Source organism: Aerococcus viridans (assembly GCF_001543285.1).
In the GTDB taxonomy this organism is placed as follows: domain Bacteria; phylum Bacillota; class Bacilli; order Lactobacillales; family Aerococcaceae; genus Aerococcus; species Aerococcus viridans.
The window spans coordinates 1,778,212-1,798,438 of the sequence record NZ_CP014164.1; the positions used below are offsets into that span (position 1 = coordinate 1,778,212).

Below are 20,227 nucleotides of genomic sequence, written 5' to 3' on the forward strand. Positions count from 1 at the left end.
GTTAGCTCTCCTCCTCGTCACTATCTGATAATGGCGGGTTCAAAAATTGAGAATAATCATTTTCGGCTACATCAGAAGAAAAAGATTCCGAAATACTTTTGTCAAACTGAGTCTTCACTTCTTCCTCACTCACCTGTTGGCCTAGATTATCAAAATAAAGAGATAAATCAACAACCTCGCCAGATTCAGTATACGTAGTCTGGAGTGATGGATACTGACTCATATCAATTAAATCTTCAAGCATAAACCACTTACTACCAATTTGAATATGCCAAGACGGGATTAATGCTACTAGGCGGCTCGTTTCAGGATTCTGTACCCAACGATAGCCCAAGACCAATTCCGAAATGTCTTCGTTAGGATAACCGGCATTATTCAGTAAATCTAAAGCGTCTGCACCTGACATAACCTTATAAGATTCTGATAAATCTGTCACCTGGGTTTGAATAGTCAAAGCAGACATATAAATGTTTTGAATGGTATCACCAGACATAACAAACTGTGCTTTTGAGACGTAATTATTCCCAAAAACCGGCAGTGAATGTACATACTTACGGTAAGTAATCATTTCACTTTCGTCGTCACCATTAGACTCTACATACAGCCATGATGTTTGGTCAGCTAAAATATCCGCCATAGCAGCAGATGTGACCTCAATTTGTTGATTTAAATTCGTTTCTTCCGCTTTCGTACTATCTTGTAACAAGACTACTTCAAAAGTTTCCATATTGATCGTTAACTGACGACCTTCTGTATAATAGCGTGAAATTTTATTCATTGAATAATCATGGATATCTTCTGGTGTTTCAAAGAAATGATTCAAGAGGTAAGTTGTTGGTTGACGCTCTTGTAAATAAGTTAACTGGTCAATTTCTTGTGCCTCTTTTGATACATAAGACACCCCATTGGCTAGGGTAACTGGCACAACTGGAGCCATTAAGTCTTCATATGAAGATAAATAATCATGGACCCGGGCCATTACATCATCTACACTATCTGAAATAGTCAACGAATAGGCCGTATCAGTCACATCATTCAATAGATAGACTTCATTGGTTTCCATAACATAAATATAAGAAGTGATTGAAATTTCCTGTAATTCTTCAGGAAGTCTAGACACATCCGCAATCAACAAGTTAATCGGTGTTTCATTGTTCAATTTATCTTCAACATAAGGTTGGGTTTGGACGTAGTTGCGGATATTGTAGGCAGAATCTTCTTCTATTTCACTATCATAGTCGAATCCTGCAGCAACATGTTTTAGCTCTTTAATCGCTAACATATTATCGATCGCTACGTATTCATCCGCCTCACTATGTAAAATTAAGGTCTGTGAGGCTGTAATTTCAACATCTTCAGTCGAATTTCCGTCTGTTGTTTCATTAGAAATCGCCATATTATTCAATTCGGTAGTGGTTTCCCCATTACTTTCTTGATCAGCCTGACTAAACAAGGCACTTAAGGCACTAGGCCCATAAAGGTTACTGACTGAAGCAGCAACCGATATAAGCGCTAGTATGGCAAGTATCGCATGAAGGATCCAATTCCATCTATCCTTCTTCATCGGCCCATTCATCCTCCCCTGCCCAATCATCACTATCAAACTCCTCAAATGGAAGTGAGATAAAGAATGTGGTTCCTTTATTTTCAATCGAATTTACCCAAATTTTCCCGTTATGCAATTCAATTTCTTCTTTTGCAATGGATAAACCTAACCCACTACCACCTTGAGCGCGTGAACGCGCCTTATCTACTCGGTAGAAACGGTCAAATAGGTGTGGAATCGATTCTTGAGGGATACCTAACCCTTGGTCTTGAATACTTAAGACCAGTTGGTTATGTGTAGACATTAAACGGACATAGATTGTCCCACCATCTGGCGAGTATTTAATGGCGTTATTCATAATATTATCGATAACTTGAATTAACTTATCTTGGTCAATTTCTACCCAGACCTCTTCTTCCATTAATTCACGTTTAATAATATAATTTTTACCTTCATAATCTTCAGATTGCAACATCATGTTAAAACGGTCTAAGATATGGTTCACCAAGTCTTTGAAAATAATCAACTCTCGGTTAATCACCTGTTGCTTAGCGTCCATTCTAGAAAGATGTAGTAAGTCTGAAATCATCCGAATCATACGGTCAGTTTCAGTTTGAATAACATTCAAGAATTCAACCGCTACTTTTTCATCTTTAATGGCCCCGTCAACCAATGCTTCACTGTATGAACGCACACTCGTTAGTGGTGTACGCAACTCGTGTGAAATATTTGAAACGAATTGCTTACGGTCACGTTCAATTTTTTCATGTTCCGTAATATCTGTTAATACCCAAACCAAACCGGAAATAAAGCCAGATTCTCGTTGAATAACTGAATACTCAGCGCGAATAATTGTTTCACCTTCATCATTTGCATAATTTAGTAGGATGGATTCATGTTGGTCAAATAATTCTCTGAATGAGAAACGATCAGAAAGGTCTAGGGCTTCAATAATAGATTCCCCAATCACCTCTTCTTGTGTCTTATTCAAAATATTCAATGAACGGTCATTAATAATGGTAATTTTTCCGCGTCGATCGGTGGCAATAACCCCATCCGTCATATGACGTAGGACTGAATCCAACCGCTGCCGCTCTGCTTCAGTTAGGTCTTGTGCGTCCCCGACACGAACCGATAAGTAGTTGATAGATTCTGCCAACTGCCCGATTTCATCTTCTGAATTGATATCCAAAGTAGTTGAATAGTTTCCTTCAGCAATTTGCTTGGTTTGATCGCGCATTTTTTGTAGCGGATTGATGATCTGACTAGAGATTAACACTGCTAATCCTGTCGTAAATACAAGTGAAATACCTGATGCAATCAAGAATAGAGACATAATATTTTGAATCTGACTATAGATAGTCTCTAGATTTGCAGTCACATTTAAAATACCAATCATGGCTCCTGAAGATGCCGTAGAAAAAATTGGTGTCACAAATTTTTTGATGCGAATTTCTTGATTGGAATCATAGCCTGACGTCTCACTACGAATACCTGTATATAACGTTTCTTCTATATCTTCATCCACCGTTCTTTGCCCAATATAGGCTTGCGAAGTGGGGTTAGAAGTAGCTAATAAGAAACCATTGCTATCGAATAATTGAATTTCTAATACACTATCATTATTAAAGCGACGCAAGATTGAATTCACCTGCGTCTCTTTTTCATCCTCATTCAAATCTTCATCTTCCATCACCGACTGAATATTATCAATGATAAAAGTGGTCTGACTCGTTACTTGGTCATCAAACGACGTTAACATTTCAGTTTCTAGTGAACGAATAAAATACGCTCCGACAATTTGGAGCGAAATTAGTAGCGTTAATATAAAAATAACAGGTATTTTGAAATGAATAGATTTGAAAAAAGGAATCCCAGATTTCTTCCTTGTTTTTGGCATGACTGACCTCTATTCTTGAGTTGGAATTTTAACGAAATAACCAACGCCCCGTCTGGTAATTAAAATCTTAGGATGACTTGGATTTTCTTCGATTTTTTCGCGTAAACGTCTCACAGTTACATCCACTGTACGGACGTCACCAAAATAATCATAACCCCAAACCGTTTGAAGCAAGTGCTCCCTAGTCATTACTTGGTTAATGTGTTGTGAAAGATAATGTAGTAACTCAAATTCACGGTGTGTTAACTCAACATCTTCCCCATTTTTAGAAGCAATATACTCATCCTCATGGATCAATAAATCGCCAATTTCAATAATATTGTCTTTCTCCGTCACTTCGTCAGCTACTACTGGTTCAGCAACTACCGCAGTACGGCGAATATTGGCTTTTACGCGCGCCATTAACTCACGGTTTGAGAATGGTTTGGTCACGTAATCGTCCGCCCCTAATTCAAGCCCCAATACCTTATCAATTTCACTATCTTTAGCAGTTAGCATAATGATTGGCACTTGGCTATCTTTACGAATTTGACGGCAGACTTCTAGCCCATCGATTTTTGGTAACATCAAATCTAAGACCACTAGGTCGGGTTGGAATGATGCGAATTTTTCTAAAGCTTGTTGCCCATCATAGGCAGTATCTATTTCATAACCTTCATTTTTTAAGTTGAAAGATATAATATCTGAGATTGGTTTCTCATCGTCAACAATTAATATTTTTTTCATTAATGTGCTCTCCTTGATTGTGAATATATGATCTTGGAAAATTTGCTAGAACTTATCACCTTATTTTAACACCTTTAGGTGAAAATGCCAATAATGCCTACTAAAGGGCTTTCATATCTATTGACATGTGCTTTTGATACCAAATTTTTCTAATAAAAAAAGGCCGAGGGGGGTAATCATCTCGACCTTTCATATTTTATATTTAAAAGATTGCTTAGTTATAAGCAGCCATACTTACAGCAAATGATGGTGCCCAGTATGGATTGATTGATTCTGAGTGAACTGTTTCCCCAGGACGTTGTGAATGGATGTATTGTCCATTACCTAATGAAATTGCTACGTGGTATGGAGAACCATATGAACCCCAGAAAATTAAGTCGCCTGGTTGTGCAGATGAAACTGAGATTTTTGGACCAGCGTATTGTTGTTCACCAGTGTAGCTACCAACGTTTACGCCGTAAGTTTGTTTGTAAACATAGTTTACGAAACCTGAACAGTCAAAACCTGAAGGTGTTTTACCACCCCATAAGTAAGGTACACCAACTTGTGCGTAAGCATTGTTTAATAATGCTGTTACGTTACCAGTTTGTGCTTGAGCTGCTGCCTCTGCTGCTTGTGCTTCCGCTTCTGCCGCTGCTTGTGCTTGGGCTGCTGCTTGTGCTTGAGCTGCTGCCGCTGCTGCTTGTGCTTCTGCTTCTGCCGCTGCTTGTGCTTGGGCTGCTGCCTCTGCTGCTTGTGCTTCCGCTTCTGCCGCTGCTTGTGCTTGGGCTGCTGCCTCTGCTTCCGCTTGGGCTGCTACTTGTGCATCCGCTGCTTGTGCTTGAGCTGCTGCCTCTGCTTCGGCTGCTACTTGTGCATCCGCTGCTGCTTGTGCCTCTACTTCAGCTGCCGCTTGTGCGTCTGCTGCTGCTGCTTGCGCTTCTTCTTCTGCTGCTAAAGCTTCGATTTCTGCGTCAGCAGTTTCAGTTTCTTCTACTGTATTTGCAACTGGTGCAACTTCAGCTTCTTCTGTAGCTTCAACAGATGCTACTTCAACAACCGTTTCAGTTTCTTCTACTACTGGTGCTTCTTCAACAGCAGGTGCTGCAGCTAGGCCAGGAATAGCCAATGATTGACCAACTAAGATCAAGTCAGATGATAAGTTGTTTTGTGCTCGTAATTCAGTCGCTGAAACGCCAAATTGACCTGCAATTTTGTTGATAGAGTCGCCAGCAACTACAGTGTAGATACCATTTTCGTCTGCTACATAGTTGTTAACAGTTTCTTCTACTACTGGAGTAGCTTCTACTTCCGTTTCAACTGTTTCTTCAGCTACAGGAGCTGTTTGTTCTACTGTTGTTTCTTGAGCTACTTCACCTTTAACTTTTAATTGTTGACCAACTAAAATCAAGTCACCTGAAATACCATTTAAATCACGTAAGTTTTGTGCTGTTGTATCAAAATCTGCAGCGATTTTGTTTAAAGTATCGCCTGCAACAACTGTGTATACGTTAGTTGCATCTGCTACACGTTTAGTGCTTGCTACTACTGGCGCATCAACAGTTGGAATATTTAAAGTGTGACCTGCGAAAATTAAATCTTGGTTATCAATTGTGTTCACTTCTAATAAGTCAGCGATTGATAAATCAAATTTACGTGAAATAGCAGTTAAAGTATCTCCCGTTTCAATTGTATATACTTCGTCTGCTGAAACATTAGTGGTTGCAAAGGCTGCTAAAGCTGCTGACGTCGCTAAAGATGTCCCTACCATTCTTTTTACTGAAAACTTCATTAAATTTCTACCCCCTGAAATTAGTGATTACAATAGCTATTATATACAAGCGAACCACAATTTTCCGTAACAATCAGGTTACAAATCATTTACTATTTCTTACACAAATCCTTAATTTTACGTTATACTTCGCTAATAAAATTTACCTTACTTGAACTAAAATCACAAAAAAAATAATAAAAAAATTTAAAAAATGTTAATAAATCAATCTTTTAAGAAAATCTTAAATTCAAATTAAAGATCTCTATTTTAAATATAAACGCCATATCTATGTAACAATAACGTAACATTGGATGCAATAAATGTAAAAAAACCTCTTTAAAGTAGTATCGATATCCCATCCACACCCTTCAAAGAGGTATTATTCAAACAAATTTCCCTAAAATAAACCAAATATAATCATGATCGCCCCTGGTAAATTATTCAAGAAATGAATAAAGATGGCATCATTGATATTTTTCTTCCGCCAATAAGCCATAAAACAAGCCGCCCCGATTCCTGCATATCCTGCATATATAATGAAAGAAATGAAGTTGCCTGAAAGATGCATACTTGAAAAGAAGATTGAAGAGATGATAATAGCTGCAGAGAAAAAGCTATCCTTAAACATCCCTTTACTGATCATACCGCGGAAAATGATTTCCTCCATCACTGGGGCCATAGTAATCACAGTTAAGCCGAGGTTTAAGGCCACTAAAATATTGCTATTACTACCTAGCAAACCAAAAATCATATCATCATTTACCGTCGTCTCTACTCCGTACATGTTACTCATAATGACTGACATAATCATTTTAAAGGCTAAAACACCCGCAAAAATGGCTAAATCCTTTTGAATATCATCCCAAGTTAAACCCACAACATTTTCTGGATTTTGCTTTTGGTATCGGCGATAAAACCAATAGCTCACAACAAACATATAAACAATACTTAGAATGCCTAATAACGTTAACCAAGTATTATCCAAATAGCTAGCAAACATGACGTATAATTGAGGAACTGAGACCATTATAGTATAAGCAATCGTCCACAAAACAACCTTAACCGCGCCAACTATCCAACCTGTCCACTTCTGTCTAGTTGGATCTTGGTAATAAGCATCCGTATTTCGATCCTTCCTTTTCCCCATATAATACCCCTAACTTTTTTGTTGATTACAACTTTCCTATATATATAAGACTTACTTATTTTTTATATCAAAATGAACTACAACGCCATTAAAATGGCGTGTTTCTAGGAACACTCATGACTTGTTCCACTTATTTCAAAGCAAAACAGCGGTCTAAGCTATTTAACTAAGGCCTGTTCCAGGCCAATATTTAATATATTTTTAGCTGCGTTGATATCTCTATCGTGATGCATATTACACTTCATACAAGTCCAATGACGTATATTTAACGCTTTTTTACCGCTATCATACCCGCAATTAGAACATTTTTGGGACGTCTTGTACGGATTAATAGCCACAAATGTCTTATCGTACATTTCGCACTTTGCCTCTAGGATTGTTCTAAACATCCGCCAGGATTGGCCAGCGATTGAACGGGCTAATTGATGATTTTTCATCATATTAGTCGTCTTTAAATCCTCTAGAACGATAACGTCATAACTTTTGACCATATCGGTTGTGATTTTATGAATGTAATCCTTACGGATGTTTTTGATACGTTGATGAATACGGGCCACTTGGCGTTTGGCTTGCTGGTAGTTTTTCGCATCCACTAAAGCTACACCGTTCTTTTTGGCTTGTAAACGTCTACGGGCCATTCGCTTTTCCCAATAATGTAATTGCTTCTTATAAGACAAATGTAGTCGCTGACTTTGATATTTTTGACCATCAGACGTAATAGCTAAATCACTTACACCTAAATCGACACCGACTACATTTCCTGTTTTGGGCATTGCTTGATTATCGCTTGTGACCAAAAGGGAGATATAGTAGTCGCCACTAGGTGTATATTTTACGGTGACAGATTTTATGCGTTCATTCTCAATATGAAGCACACTTGACTTACATTTTATCCAACCTAATTTGGGTAATTTGATATACCGCTGATTATCATTAAAACGAATGTTGTTGCCACGTATGGTACTTAAATACGACTGTCTGGTGTTCTTCTTTGATTTAAATTTTGGGTATTTTGAATAACCTTTAAAAAAACGAACAAAAGTTTCGGATAAGCGTTTAACACTACATTGAACAGCTACGCTATCAACTTCACGCAACCAGGGATATTCCTTCTTCATTTGTGGAATAAGAGAGGATAACGCATTATAAGATAGCATTTGAAGGTCAGGATTGTTTTCGTACCGCGCATTCAACATGGCCAACATTTCGTTCCAGATGAATCGGGTATGACCAAAGGTCATATGAATTAACTGACGCTGTTTTTCGTTAGGATAGATTTTACACTCAATTCCTTGATACATGTTTTCACCCCCTTGCGTTTATAGATATATTATACCATACGTATGACACTTGTTTATACCGATAACAATTACTATAATTTAGTTGAAGAGGTATTTACATATGATTGTGAAAACAAGGACAAATGTCTATGATTTTAATTTCCATTTGGTTTGGGTAACAAAGTATCGTAAGGAAATATTTACAACCATTGAAAAGCAAAACGCCATGCAAGATATGTTGACGCACATTTGTGATGAACATGATATTGTCATCCAATCGCTCCAAGTAATGCCTGACCATATTCATATGTTGATTTCGTTCAACCCTAAACATGCCGCAAGTAGTATCGTCAAAACACTTAAAGGGAAATCTGCACGTCTATGGTTTAAAGCTTATCCAGAAACAAAGACAATGTTATGGGGTGGCCATTTATGGACACCTAGTTACTTCATGGCAACAGTAGGCAGTATGTCTAAAGAAGCTGTTAAAAAGTATATAGAAAATCAATTAACGGAATACAATGACGGTCGCCCTAGAACTTGATTCATCCATGTAATGAATTACACGGTTTTCTCAAGGGGCGACTTTAAATAAATTATCCTAACCTTACCATACCTGAAAAGTGAATTCACTAGACTAGTGAGCATACTTTCAAAAACTAATAACCATTAACAAGTGTAACGATATCTGAAACGATTGCACTGTAGTTAGAAGCATATGTAATTGTAGTAGTGACAATAATATAAACGATAACCTAGTAAAATCAACAAAAAGGCCTGTCTATTTCGCTAATTCCTCCTGGGTATCAATAACTAGGTTTCCTTAGCTGACAGCTTGTATATGAAAATATATGTTAGAAAAACTATTGCCTTGAAAACCTAGCATTTCTTAAATAAGCGTTTATTCAATCCTTGAGTAAATAAAATGGGAAGAGTTTTTTGTCTCTTCCCATTTTTAATTCCAATTGTATTATTTGCAGTACGCTAGATTTCCGAGTTAAACCTTAGGCAGAAGTTTTCCTAGCATACCTTCGCGGTGAAGCAAGGATGTCCTGTCCAATATCAGAATGTTTGGGCCACTACGTTACATTCTAAATCGTCCGGCAATGATAGGAAAAACTGAAACCAAAAGATTACTAGAAATTTCATTATTCTGCTGAAAATTCGAATGTGTCGTTTTTATGCTCTTTTAAGTTCATATAGAAGCCACTACCTTCATATACTTGAAGCGCAACAACTGATTTACGGTCTTCTTCATCAGGATAAACATCTTTTACATATGGGTTGTCTTTTAGAATATCCTCTAAGTAAGATTGATCCACTTCGCGCACTTTACCGTCAACGGTGATGGCTTGAATCCCATTTTCGTCATTTGACATAGCTGAAATTGATACATGCTCATTTGCTTGTAATTGAGTATAGAATTCATTACCTGGTTTAGTCATAAAGAAAATCCCATTTTCGTTCGCTACACCAACATTCGCAAACCGTGTACGAGGTTTCCCTTCACTGTCTACCGTCGCAAAAACCGCTGCACCTATATTTTCTAAGATTGTCATGTAATCTTGTAATGCCATTTTTCAACATCTCCTTCATCATTCTACTTTCTTCTATTATATCGCAAAATCCCATATTTCTTTAGTAGAATCTAAGTCAAATATCCATAAAAAAACTATTGAATGTCGAGGGATGAAGTGAATGGTGCATTATCACTAGCGTTCCCTACGTAGAACTTGTACTCACCGGGCGCGGTGATAAAGTCGCGGGCCTTGTTGCCCCATACACCTAGCGGGGGGGGTTGGTTGTAGATGGATCAATTGTGATAATGATATCTGTTGTTTATCCTACTTCTAAGTAGCTTTTCCTGAAACCAACTAACCGCATTGGTGGTTGCCCGTCAACTGGGATAGCTACATAAACTTATACAACTTCAGCACCGTCGTCGACACCTGGGTGATATTCTTCGTGACCGTGGAAAATGGTTTCTTCATCGCAAGCTGGATAAATTATTGGGACTTTAACAGATGGACTAGCCAGCCCAAATACTAAGTCAGCAACCAGTGGCCGTCTTCATGTCTGCCCCTTCTGCGGCTACTAACCCGGCCATGACAATAAATATTTGCTGCTTAACCATTTCTTTAGCGTTCGCTAAATTGCTTAAGCCACCCACTATCAGCTAGTTCTTAATGTTTGCATTTCCTCCTAGCTGTCGCTATATTTGCAAGTGAATAAAAGGTGAAGCCAGTGATTGAATGCGAGGAAATACCATTGAAAACAACCATTAGAAGACGACAAATTGGGGAAATCCCCTTACTAGAAGTCGTTCCATTAGACCAGCGAAACGCCCCCTTACCCTTGATTGTCTATTATCATGGCTGGCAATCCAATAAGGAACTAAATTTAACCCAGGGGCGAAAGTTAGCAAAAGTAGGTTTTCGGGTCCTGTTACCAGACGCCATGAACCATGGTCGCCGCAAGCAAGCCATATCTGCCATCCCATCATTGACTTTTTGGCAAAGTATCCAAAGTAATTTATTTGAATTTGGGGCTATTATCCAACATTTCAAACGACTCAACTTGGTCTTAGATGACCGGATTGGGGTTGGCGGGACTTCTATGGGCGGGTTTACGTCGTCTGCTTTACTGACCCACCATCCAGAAATTAAAGTAGCATCTTGTATGATGGGGTCACCTACCCCTATCCAATACCGAGAGCGACTGATTGAACATGCCAGCAGATTATCTAACCGGTTTGTGCCAGATGATTTAAGAGATTTGACGGCTTGGGTTGACCGGTATGATTTGTCCACCCAAGTTGACAGCTTAGCGAGCAGACCCTTCTTGATTTGGCACGGCGAACGTGATTGGCGGGTACCTTATGACCAGACTGCGGGGTTCGTAAAAGACAACAACCACTTGGACAATATCATTTTTATACACGAGGATGAAGACCATTTGGTTACGACAGAAACAATGGATATGATGACGACTTTCTTCTTAGGCCATTTGTAGGATTGTCCTCATCGCGAAAAAAGGACAACCTTTCCTAGCTGGGGTTAGCTAAGAGGGTTGCCCTTTTTCAATGATTTAGATTTTTATTACTCAGCTTTTAATGCTGCTTTTGTGATGTAGTTGTATGGTTGGTTGAAGTGAGGTAAGAAGAACAAGTCTAATAATGCTAATTTATCGACTGTTAATTGTTCTTGCACTGCTAATGAGAACATGTGGATTCCCATTGATATATCATAGCGTGATACCATTTGCGCACCTACGATACGACGAGATTCTTCTTCGTATACAATACGCAATTTAACTTCGGCATTTTCTTCTGCTGGCATGAAGCTTGGTAGTTGGGTATCTTCGATGTCTGTGTAGTTTACTTTCAAGCCGTTTTTCTCTGCTGCACGTACTGATAAACCAGTAGATACTAATTTCAAGCCAAAGATTTCGATACCGTTTGAACCTTGAATACCAGCACCTTCTACATGGTTACCTAAGATATTTTGACCTGCAACGATACCTGAACGAACAGCATTTGAAGCTAATGCAATATAAGCTGTGTCATTTACAGCGTTTGAGTAGTTAGTTGCACAGTCACCTACTGCGTATACTGAGTCGTCGTTTGTTTTGAATGTACGGTCTACTAAGTAAGCGCCGTTAACAAATGTATCTAAGTGGTCTGCACCTAATCCAGCGTTTGGACGGAAACCGATACAGTTGATGATAACGTCAGCTTTGTATTCGCCGTTAGTTGTTTTAAGACCTGTTACTTTGCCGTTTTCACCTAAGTATTCTTCAGCTAATTCACCAAAGTGAGTGTGTACGCCGTTAGCGCGTAAGTTTTCGTCCATTGCTACTGCGAAGTCCACATCGTAGTAGTTCATTAATGAATGTTCTTCTGCGTCGAAGATGTGTACTTCTTTACCGCGACGAGCTGCTGCTTCAGCGATTTCAACACCGATGTAACCAGCACCGATAACACATACAACGTTAGCGTCGTCTGCTGCTAAGGCTTTGTCAACTGCTTGACCTTCTTGGAATAATTTTAGGAAGTGTAATCCTTCTAAGTCGTTACCTGGTAATTTAGGTGCGATTGGAAGAGATCCAGTTGCTAAAACTAATTTGTCATAGTTTTCTTCTAATTTTTCACCTGATTTAGTTTCTGCGTATACAACTTTATTTTCAAAGTCGATTTCTTTTACTTCCGTTTCCAAAGATACTTTAGCACCTTTAGCTTCGAAATCTGCAGCATTTGTGTAGAATAACCCTTCGTAGCTATCGATTTGACGACCTACCCATAATGCGGTCCCACAACCTAAGTATGATAAGTTTGAGTTACGGTCTATTAATGTAACTTCTACGTCTTGATCTGAATCTAATAATGTATTTGCTGCTGAGATACCTGCATGGTTAGTCCCTACTACTACAACTTTCATTAAATGTTTCCTCCTCGATGTATATATCGTTTGCTCATTTATTTACAAGCTTAGAATAACACCATTTTTTTTGGATAACAAACCAAAGTTGTATAATTTATAAAAGCTCACAAAGTCACTAGCAAGCAATTTTTAAAGAAAGTTTGTGAAAAACTTATTTAACCCCTTTATTCAAAGGGTAATTATTGCATTTTTTGTTATTTTACTGAAAATAATCTTTTTTATCTCAAATTCGTTATTTCACAAATCTAGGTTTTTTTGTACATTTATTGTATTTTTGTTGATTTTAAACCTATATAAATGAAAAAGACACTCACAATTAAGTGGCGTCTTTCCCTTATGTATCAACGTTTATTGTATTATTTACTTGTGAATGTCTCGCATGTGAAAAAGTTTGTGCATTTTTATACGATGTTACAACTTATCGATTTCTTCCTCGGTTAAAGGTTGGTGTCGCAGACTCTCTAAAAAACGCACTGTCGACCCTACATCTTGTTCCCCAGTTTCTTGACGGACCTGCTCGCGGTATTTGACATCGATCTTGATAATCTTATAGATTGAAGCTAGGACCGGCACCCCGATTAACATACCAGGAATACCCATCAAGCCCCCACCAACAGTTACAGCGAATAACACCCACATAGATGGTAGTCCAATTGAATCCCCCACAACTCGTGGATAGATCAAGTCCCCTTCTAATTGTTGGACAAATAAGACGAAGATGAGATAAATCAAGGCGTAGGTTGGGTTTAAAGCGAGTAGGATCAAGACGCCGACCGCACCCGATAGGAAGGCACCAATAATTGGAATCAATGCCATGACACCTTGCAAGACACCTAACATCGCAGCATAAGGAACTTGAAGAATAAATAACCCGACTGTCACTAAAGTACCCAAGATGATTGATTCAATAACCATTCCTGAAATAAACTTAGCAAATGTTTCATTAGCAACTCGAGCAACATTTTCAATTAATTGGTGGATATCATCGCGAACATAAACCGTTAGCAACCGATCTACTTGTTTGGCTAATTTTTCCTTTGAAAAGAGAATATAAATGGCAAACAAGATACCCAAGAAGATATTAGTTACTGCACCAACAGAAGTTGTCAATACGGAAACAGAAGTGGTTGCGACATTAGATGCTAAGCTATTAATCCCACTAGCTACACTAGAAAACATGCTACCCCAATCAATGTTGACTTGGTTGGCCAATTCATTGACTAAGGGTACTAAAGCTTCTTGACGGTTAAACCAATCTGTTAAGTTTTGGACCGTTTCAGGAATAACATCAATCAAGGTCATGACTGCTGATGCCAATTGCGGTACGACAATAACAACAGTCGCTGCAATGACTAAACAAACGATTAAGATTGCTAAAATAATGGCTACAGGTCGTCTAGACCCTTTTATATATTTGTTTGTGGCTTTTGGATAAAGGTACTTTTCAAGCCAGGTCATCAATAGATTCAGGACAAAAGCAACCATCCCACCTAAGATTAAAGGGAAAATCACTGACCAAATCATAAAGACTGTTTGGACAAGGTATGACCAGTTGATGACGACTAATATAAATACTGCAATCAAGGCCAACCATTGGATCCCTTGCTTTGATGGTCCATTTAATTTTTTCAAAATAATTCAACTCTTTCTTTACTTTAATATGTATACATTTTAACATATCAAGACAAGAGTAGGTTAATGAGAATAGTTGGGTCAAGGAGGCCAAAATAAGGCGTTAAATCGATATCCCTTAACAGCTCAGCCAGCGGTTCTTGTCTAAGGGGTTGGCCGATGAGCACCTGTTCTAGGTCAGCAATATCCTTTTTACCGAAAAAGTCGCCATAAATCCGACATTTTTGAATATGGCCTTTAGCGACTTCTAAGGACACTTCAATGGTTCCTATGCCAGGGGCGCGGACGGCGTTATTGATGGCATAAGTCGGGTTATTGCCGAAGTTCCAGTCCCAATTCTTGTATTTATCGGCCACCATCTGGTCGATAATAGCCCAGTCTCGGTCGGTTAAATCATACCGCTTGGCTTGACTCATATCCTCGATGCCTAAAAATTCAGCAGCCATCAAATCTTTGAATTCAAAATTGGTCAACTTTTGGTAAGCTGGCGCTAAATGACTTCTGATGTCCGTTACCCGTGCACGGACAGATTGAATGCCTTTTGAAATGATTTTCTTTTCATCGGGATTGAGGGCTTTGACCATAGCATCATAGTCTACGTCTAGCATTAAAGAAAATCCGCCATAGACCAAGTCATTTTTTATGGTCATGGCTGCGCCGGAAATCTTTTTCCCAGCAATCTCTAAATCGTTCCGTCCACTCTGACTCAGGTCTTTGACCCCAAATTTCTCTAGAGCATCAATCGTCGGTTGATACATCTTGGCGTAATTGCCGTAAATATCTGTGTTCCCTGGATAAAGGAAGCAAAAGTTGACGTGGCCGGGGTCTTGGTAAAGGGTCCCGCCACCGGTATCGCGGCGGACGAGTAGGATGTCATGGTCTTTAACATAGTCTTCATTGACTTCAACCAGGGAATTTTGAAACCGGCCCACTTGGACTGTTGGCTCGACGATATAAGGCAGTAAGACGGGCTCAGTAATCTCAAGCTGGTCTTGGACATAGACTTGAACGGCTAAAGCATAAGCCCCGTCCATGATATATTGGCCATTTCGGATTGGTTCAATGACGATCATTTGGCTAATTCCTCCTGCATGTAGGCGTTGGCGCCGATAATGGTGTCTGCGATATCCCCATCAAGTCGGTAGGTTTGCCCTCTTATCTGGTCAGGAATCCGGTACAACTTCTTATTCAATTGGACATACATGGCTTTTGGATTGTTGGCGGTCATTTCTTGGAATGGGGTTTTAACGAATTGTGGCGTGGTATAGCCTACCCCAATATCCAAGAAGAGAATGGCTTGCCCTTGGCGTTGAGCTAAAAAGTCATCATAACGGGCTTTTTGGGCGAAGAATTCTGGACTTTCTACCATGCCCTTGCCTGCTTTTCTCTTGTTGACCTCCATCACGGCCCCACATTCTGGACAATGGGGGATTAGGTCATATGGAATCTCCATGTTTTCTTGCTGGTCCACCATTTGCCGGATTAAATCGTCGTCTCGGTAGGTTTCTTGGTGGCACATTTGACTGCACTGCATCAAAATATACTCCCCTTGAATGTGGAATACCCTTTCCAAGTCGTAATCCGCCACCGCAAAGGCATTGTCTGCGTTGGTGGTAATAATATGGTGGGGTTTATTGGCCAAGAGTTCTTTCAAAGCGATATAAGAGGCCCCTACTGGTTGGTCAAGGTAATTCAAGGTGATAAAACGAGATTCGAAGGCCCAATATTCCTGAGTCGATGGAAAATCGAATAAACTAGCTTGTAACATATCGAAGAAACCATATTTCTCAATAAAGTCAGGGAAATTATTTTCAAACCGCGGCCCCACATAGGTGAAACCGTCAGCTGCTGACATGCCAGCCCCAATTCCAACCACCACTGCGTCTGCCTCGGCGACTGCTTCTTGCAACATTTTTGCTTGATCATCTCTTATCTCTTCAAAAGCTTTCCACATACCTACACAATTTCCTTTCCTGTAAAAAGAGTAGGCAGCTAGTTTTTAGCCTACCTACTCCAAAAATGCGTTATTTAATTGATTAAAACTTTTTGATATAAGGCCAAATCTTCATCCAAGAAGACATTAAAGACAACCTGTAATGAACTATCCGTTTCCTTTAAATAATCTTGAACTGTTTGAATGGCAATATCTCTGGCTAATGCCTTTGGAAAATGAAACTCACCAGTTGAAATGCTACAAAAAGCAATAGTCGAAAGCCCTCTAGCATCCGCTTCTTTTAGGGAATTTAGGTAGCAAGCTGCCAACAAATCTTGGTTCATTTGAGACACCGGCTCCTTATAAATCACTGGTCCAACCGTATGAAAAATGAAAGCAGACGGCAAGTTATAGGCCTTTGTGACCATGACCTTCCCCACTGGCAGTTTACGGCCATTTAATGCCTTAGCCATATCCGTTCTGACCTGAGCACCCGCCATTGTATGGATTGTATTGTCTACACAATGATGGTTTGGAATATAGCAACCTAGTCCATTCTTATTGGCCGCGTTCACAATGGCATCCACCTTCAAGCGGGTAATATCCCCTTGCCAAAGAAAAATACGTTGGTCCAACTGGCTTTTTTGCCATTGGTCTGGGCTGGCAGCTGGCGCTAGCTTGGCTTGAAGTAAAGATTCTTCTGCCAGTAAGTATTCCGGGCTTGGTTGGTAGACATCGCGTACATTGACTAAACCTCTAAAAACCGTCCAGCGACTGTGGTCATCAGGGATGGCGGTTATGTCTAGGCAGTTGTCAGCTTGGACGGTGCCTGCCCTTTTCAAAGATTCAGTAAAGGCTTTCTGGGCGTGACTGCTTTCATTCTGATGGTCCCACAGGTAGTGAATGGCCGTCTTGAGTGCTTTGTCCATCAGTCTAGGCTTCTGGCAGTTGGTCGTATGCGGCTTGGTCTACGCCAGTCATTTTGTATACCCAACTGGCTTCGGCTTTTTCTGAGTTCAATTGTTCAGGTACTTCTTCTGCTGCTTTGTTGATGGCTGTGATAGTTCCTGCCAATGGTGCTTGCAATTCTAGGACGGTTTTTGAGGCTTCCAGGTTTAAAATCGCTTGGTCTTTTTCGATTTGGTCGCCGTCATTGGCGATGAATTCGACGTAGCCAACGGTCCCGATGTCGTCTTGTAATTCTGGCGTCATGATAAATGTAAATTCGTCTTCGTTTTGTTCTACCCATAGATAATTTGCTAGTTTGCGCATGTTGTTTCCTCCTAAAATTTGATTGCTTCTTTGTTAATCAAAGTAGCATGATTTGCCCTGATTGACTAATAATTTATTTGTAATCTTGTTATCATTATCTTTTGGAAAAAGGGCCATCGCCGCTCAAGCTAATGTCTAGATATCAAAGGCTTGTGCGATCAAGGCCAGGTGTTCTTGACGACTTTCTATGCCCGGCACCATCGGGATCACCATAAATTCATCGGCAGCTGTGACATCAATGATCCTGTCAATTTGAATTTTGACTTGCCGGATATCACCTGTGATGAGTTTTTTTCGGTTACGGGCTATTTTAGCCAAATCTGGTTGCGTAAACTTATAGTTGGCTGCTTCATCGATAGTTGGCAAGTGGTCAAATTCGCTGTAGTCCTTTTTGCCAAGAATCCATAAATCAAATGCTCGTTGAAGCGGCTGGATATCGGCCCCTTCAGGCACGACGGCGATAAAGGCCGAAACCATGAGTTGTGGTTTGTCCAAGGTGGCAGACGGTTGGAAATTGTCCCGGTAAATTTTCGCAATCCGCCCCGCCGCTTCAATGGCATCTTCGTCCTGGTTAAATAATAAACTATAAACGTAGCCAATCCCTAATCGGGCAGCCTTATAAGCTGATTCTTCGCTGGCTGATAGGGTCCACAAGGTCGGTGGGGTTTCAGCCCGCGGATAAACCTGGACATCCCCATAAGAGGACGCTGTTTGGGTCACAAAGTCTCGCACTTCCCCCATAGCCTCTTCATTGTCCTTGTAGCCTTTGAGATTATTGTCCAATGCCTCACGAACCGCTTGACGGCCGGGATTGTTGCCCATACCTAAATCCACCCGGCCAGGATACAAGTGAGCGATTGTAGCAAAGACTTCAGCCACTTTCAATGGGGCATAGTGGGGCAACATGACCCCGCCAGACCCGAATTTCAACCGTTTAGTCTGACTCAAAAAGTGGGTCATCAGAATTTCTGGGGCAGCGGATGGATAAGCAGCTAAACTGTGGTGTTCCGCAAACCAAAAGCGGTGATAACCCAAATCTTCAGCCGTCTTAGCTAAAGCGAGTGTATCAGCGTAAGCCTCTCTGTCGCTTTTTCCCTTGTCACGGGCCACGAAATCAAGGACATTCCATTTCACTGTATTGGTCATACAACTGTACTCCTTTACTTTTATAAACTGTTATATTACAAGTTTACAATTATATCCACAAATTACAGAGATAGCCTTTTCAACTATTATCATGATATCATATAAACTGTTCAAATGTTTGCATAATTTGTTTTTATCCAACTAATTATGTATCCGCATACACCTATTGTGATTTTCGAATATTCAATCCAAATGCATTCTGAAATCCAGAAATCCATAGACATAGAAAGGACAAACAATTATGACCCAAGATTATAAGACTTTGTTACAACCAGTGACCCTACCCAACGGCCTAGTCCTCAAAAACCGCTTTGCCCTATCGCCAATCATAACCAATTCATCCACCCAAGAAGGCTTCATCACCCAAGAAGACCTCGATTACGCCAGCCGTCGCGCTAAGTCAGCTCCCATCCAAGTGACCGGTGCTGCCTACATCGAACCCTACGGTCAACTGTTTGAATATGGTTTCTCCGTTGACGATGATCGCGCTATTCCAGGTCTTCGCAAAATGGCTACCGCCATGCAAGTTGACGGCGCCAAAGCCATCCTACAATTAACCCATGCTGGCCGTTTTGCCAACCAAGCGATCTTGGACTACTACACAGTTTATGGCCCAAGTCCGCAGACATTGCATACGCCAATCGACCACCAAGTTTTAGAAATGTCACCACGTAAGATCAAGCAAGTCGTTCGCCAGTACGGGGACGCCACTCGCCGTGCGATTAAAGCAGGTTTTGCTGGGGTGGAAATTTCAGCGGCTCAACGTTTATTGATGCAGACTTTCTTCTCTCCTTATTCAAACCAACGGACAGATGAATATGGTCCACAAAGTTTAGAGAACCGGGCCCGCTTTGGACTTGAAGTCTTTAAAGAAGTACAAAAAGTGATCAATGAAGAAGCGCCAAGTGATTTTATCCTCGGTTTTAGAGGCACCCCTGAAGAAACGCGCGGCAAGGAAATCGGCTATACCGTTGAAGAATTTAACCAATGGGTGGACTGGATCCTTGAAGTGGCAGATTTAGATTACCTCGCTATTGCCTCTTGGGGTCAAAACATTTTCCAACATACTGTACGCGCTGAAGGTCAATACTATGGTCAACCAGTCAATAAAATCGTTCATGACCATTTAAATGGCCGCGTTGTCATGATGGCAACAGGGGGTATTAATTCACCTGACAAAGCCATGGAAGCTATCCAATATGCAGATATGGTGGGGATGTCATCGCCTTTTATTACGGAGCCGGATTTTGTCAATAAATTAGCAGCCGGAAAAGCAGATGAAATTGACTTACAATTAACCAACAAAGATATTGATGACCTTGCTATACCAAAAGCAGCCTTCAAAGACATCGTCCGTATGATGGACTACGGCAAAGGCTTACCACAAGAAGCCCGCGACAAATTACGTGAACACGAAAAAAATTATGATTCAAAATAAACACTTAAATATCTA

The 20,227-nt window shown here is 40.2% G+C and carries 17 protein-coding genes; 3 read left to right on the forward strand and 14 right to left on the reverse strand.

Annotation, left to right across the window (positions count from 1 at the left end; genetic code table 11):
* Window position 1 precedes the first annotated feature (1 nt).
* The 6 genes from AWM76_RS08390 to AWM76_RS08415 all read right to left on the reverse strand — a co-directional run bounded on the left by AWM76_RS08390 (window position 2) and on the right by AWM76_RS08415 (window position 8,373).
* A complete protein-coding gene (locus AWM76_RS08390; RefSeq protein ID WP_003143511.1) occupies window positions 2-1,564 on the reverse strand; it encodes a hypothetical protein in 1,563 nt (520 codons plus the stop codon).
* Window positions 1,551-3,446: a cell wall metabolism sensor histidine kinase WalK gene (gene walK, locus AWM76_RS08395; protein WP_003143512.1), complete on the reverse strand. Its 1,896-nt coding sequence runs from the start codon at window positions 3,444-3,446 to the stop codon at window positions 1,551-1,553. Before walK ends, AWM76_RS08390 begins: the two co-directional genes overlap by 14 nt.
* A gap of 9 nt (window positions 3,447-3,455) precedes the next feature.
* Window positions 3,456-4,172, reverse strand: coding sequence for a response regulator YycF (gene yycF, locus AWM76_RS08400; protein ID WP_003143513.1), 717 nt, complete (start codon window positions 4,170-4,172; stop codon window positions 3,456-3,458).
* A 214-nt stretch (window positions 4,173-4,386) separates the two neighbouring features.
* The gene (locus AWM76_RS08405; RefSeq protein WP_060779390.1) at window positions 4,387-5,943 is read right to left on the reverse strand and encodes a C40 family peptidase; all 1,557 of its coding nucleotides are present in this window, start codon (window positions 5,941-5,943) and stop codon (window positions 4,387-4,389) included.
* A gap of 379 nt (window positions 5,944-6,322) precedes the next feature.
* Window positions 6,323-7,072: a CPBP family intramembrane glutamic endopeptidase gene (locus AWM76_RS08410; RefSeq protein ID WP_003143515.1), complete on the reverse strand. Its 750-nt coding sequence runs from the start codon at window positions 7,070-7,072 to the stop codon at window positions 6,323-6,325.
* A 158-nt stretch (window positions 7,073-7,230) separates the two neighbouring features.
* A complete protein-coding gene (locus AWM76_RS08415) occupies window positions 7,231-8,373 on the reverse strand; it encodes an RNA-guided endonuclease TnpB family protein (protein WP_060779391.1) in 1,143 nt (380 codons plus the stop codon).
* 100 nt (window positions 8,374-8,473) lie between these two features.
* Between AWM76_RS08415 and tnpA the strand changes: the two genes are divergently transcribed.
* Window positions 8,474-8,896, forward strand: coding sequence for an IS200/IS605 family transposase (gene tnpA, locus AWM76_RS08420; protein ID WP_060779392.1), 423 nt, complete (start codon window positions 8,474-8,476; stop codon window positions 8,894-8,896).
* A gap of 604 nt (window positions 8,897-9,500) precedes the next feature.
* On the opposite strand, the gene AWM76_RS08425 is transcribed toward tnpA, so the two are convergent.
* A complete protein-coding gene (locus tag AWM76_RS08425; RefSeq protein WP_003141694.1) occupies window positions 9,501-9,929 on the reverse strand; it encodes a pyridoxamine 5'-phosphate oxidase family protein in 429 nt (142 codons plus the stop codon).
* Between the two features lie 691 nt (window positions 9,930-10,620).
* Here AWM76_RS08425 and AWM76_RS08430 point away from each other — a divergent pair.
* Window positions 10,621-11,364 (forward strand): alpha/beta fold hydrolase, encoded by a 744-nt coding sequence (locus tag AWM76_RS08430; protein WP_039935037.1) that lies wholly within the window; start codon window positions 10,621-10,623, stop codon window positions 11,362-11,364.
* An 86-nt stretch (window positions 11,365-11,450) separates the two neighbouring features.
* On the opposite strand, the gene nox is transcribed toward AWM76_RS08430, so the two are convergent.
* The 7 genes from nox to AWM76_RS08465 all read right to left on the reverse strand — a co-directional run bounded on the left by nox (window position 11,451) and on the right by AWM76_RS08465 (window position 18,774).
* The gene (gene nox / locus AWM76_RS08435) at window positions 11,451-12,788 is read right to left on the reverse strand and encodes a H2O-forming NADH oxidase (RefSeq protein WP_003141700.1); all 1,338 of its coding nucleotides are present in this window, start codon (window positions 12,786-12,788) and stop codon (window positions 11,451-11,453) included.
* Window positions 12,789-13,202: 414 nt separating this feature from the next.
* Window positions 13,203-14,423, reverse strand: a complete 1,221-nt coding sequence (locus tag AWM76_RS08440; protein ID WP_003141701.1) for an AI-2E family transporter — start codon at window positions 14,421-14,423, stop codon at window positions 13,203-13,205.
* A gap of 47 nt (window positions 14,424-14,470) precedes the next feature.
* Window positions 14,471-15,496: a lipoate--protein ligase gene (locus AWM76_RS08445; protein ID WP_003141703.1), complete on the reverse strand. Its 1,026-nt coding sequence runs from the start codon at window positions 15,494-15,496 to the stop codon at window positions 14,471-14,473.
* Window positions 15,493-16,377: an SIR2 family NAD-dependent protein deacylase gene (locus AWM76_RS08450; RefSeq protein ID WP_003141706.1), complete on the reverse strand. Its 885-nt coding sequence runs from the start codon at window positions 16,375-16,377 to the stop codon at window positions 15,493-15,495. The genes AWM76_RS08445 and AWM76_RS08450 overlap by 4 nt, the downstream gene beginning before the upstream one ends.
* A gap of 74 nt (window positions 16,378-16,451) precedes the next feature.
* Entirely contained in the window at window positions 16,452-17,285 is an 834-nt protein-coding gene (locus AWM76_RS08455; protein WP_003141708.1) for a protein-ADP-ribose hydrolase, read from the reverse strand.
* 4 nt (window positions 17,286-17,289) lie between these two features.
* Complete coding sequence (locus tag AWM76_RS08460; RefSeq protein WP_003141710.1) at window positions 17,290-17,628, reverse strand: glycine cleavage system H family protein; 339 nt, start codon at window positions 17,626-17,628, stop codon at window positions 17,290-17,292.
* Window positions 17,629-17,763: 135 nt separating this feature from the next.
* Entirely contained in the window at window positions 17,764-18,774 is a 1,011-nt protein-coding gene (locus AWM76_RS08465; RefSeq protein ID WP_003141711.1) for an MsnO8 family LLM class oxidoreductase, read from the reverse strand.
* Between the two features lie 241 nt (window positions 18,775-19,015).
* Between AWM76_RS08465 and AWM76_RS08470 the strand changes: the two genes are divergently transcribed.
* Entirely contained in the window at window positions 19,016-20,212 is a 1,197-nt protein-coding gene (locus AWM76_RS08470) for an NADH-dependent flavin oxidoreductase (protein ID WP_003141713.1), read from the forward strand.
* Window positions 20,213-20,227 lie beyond the last annotated feature (15 nt).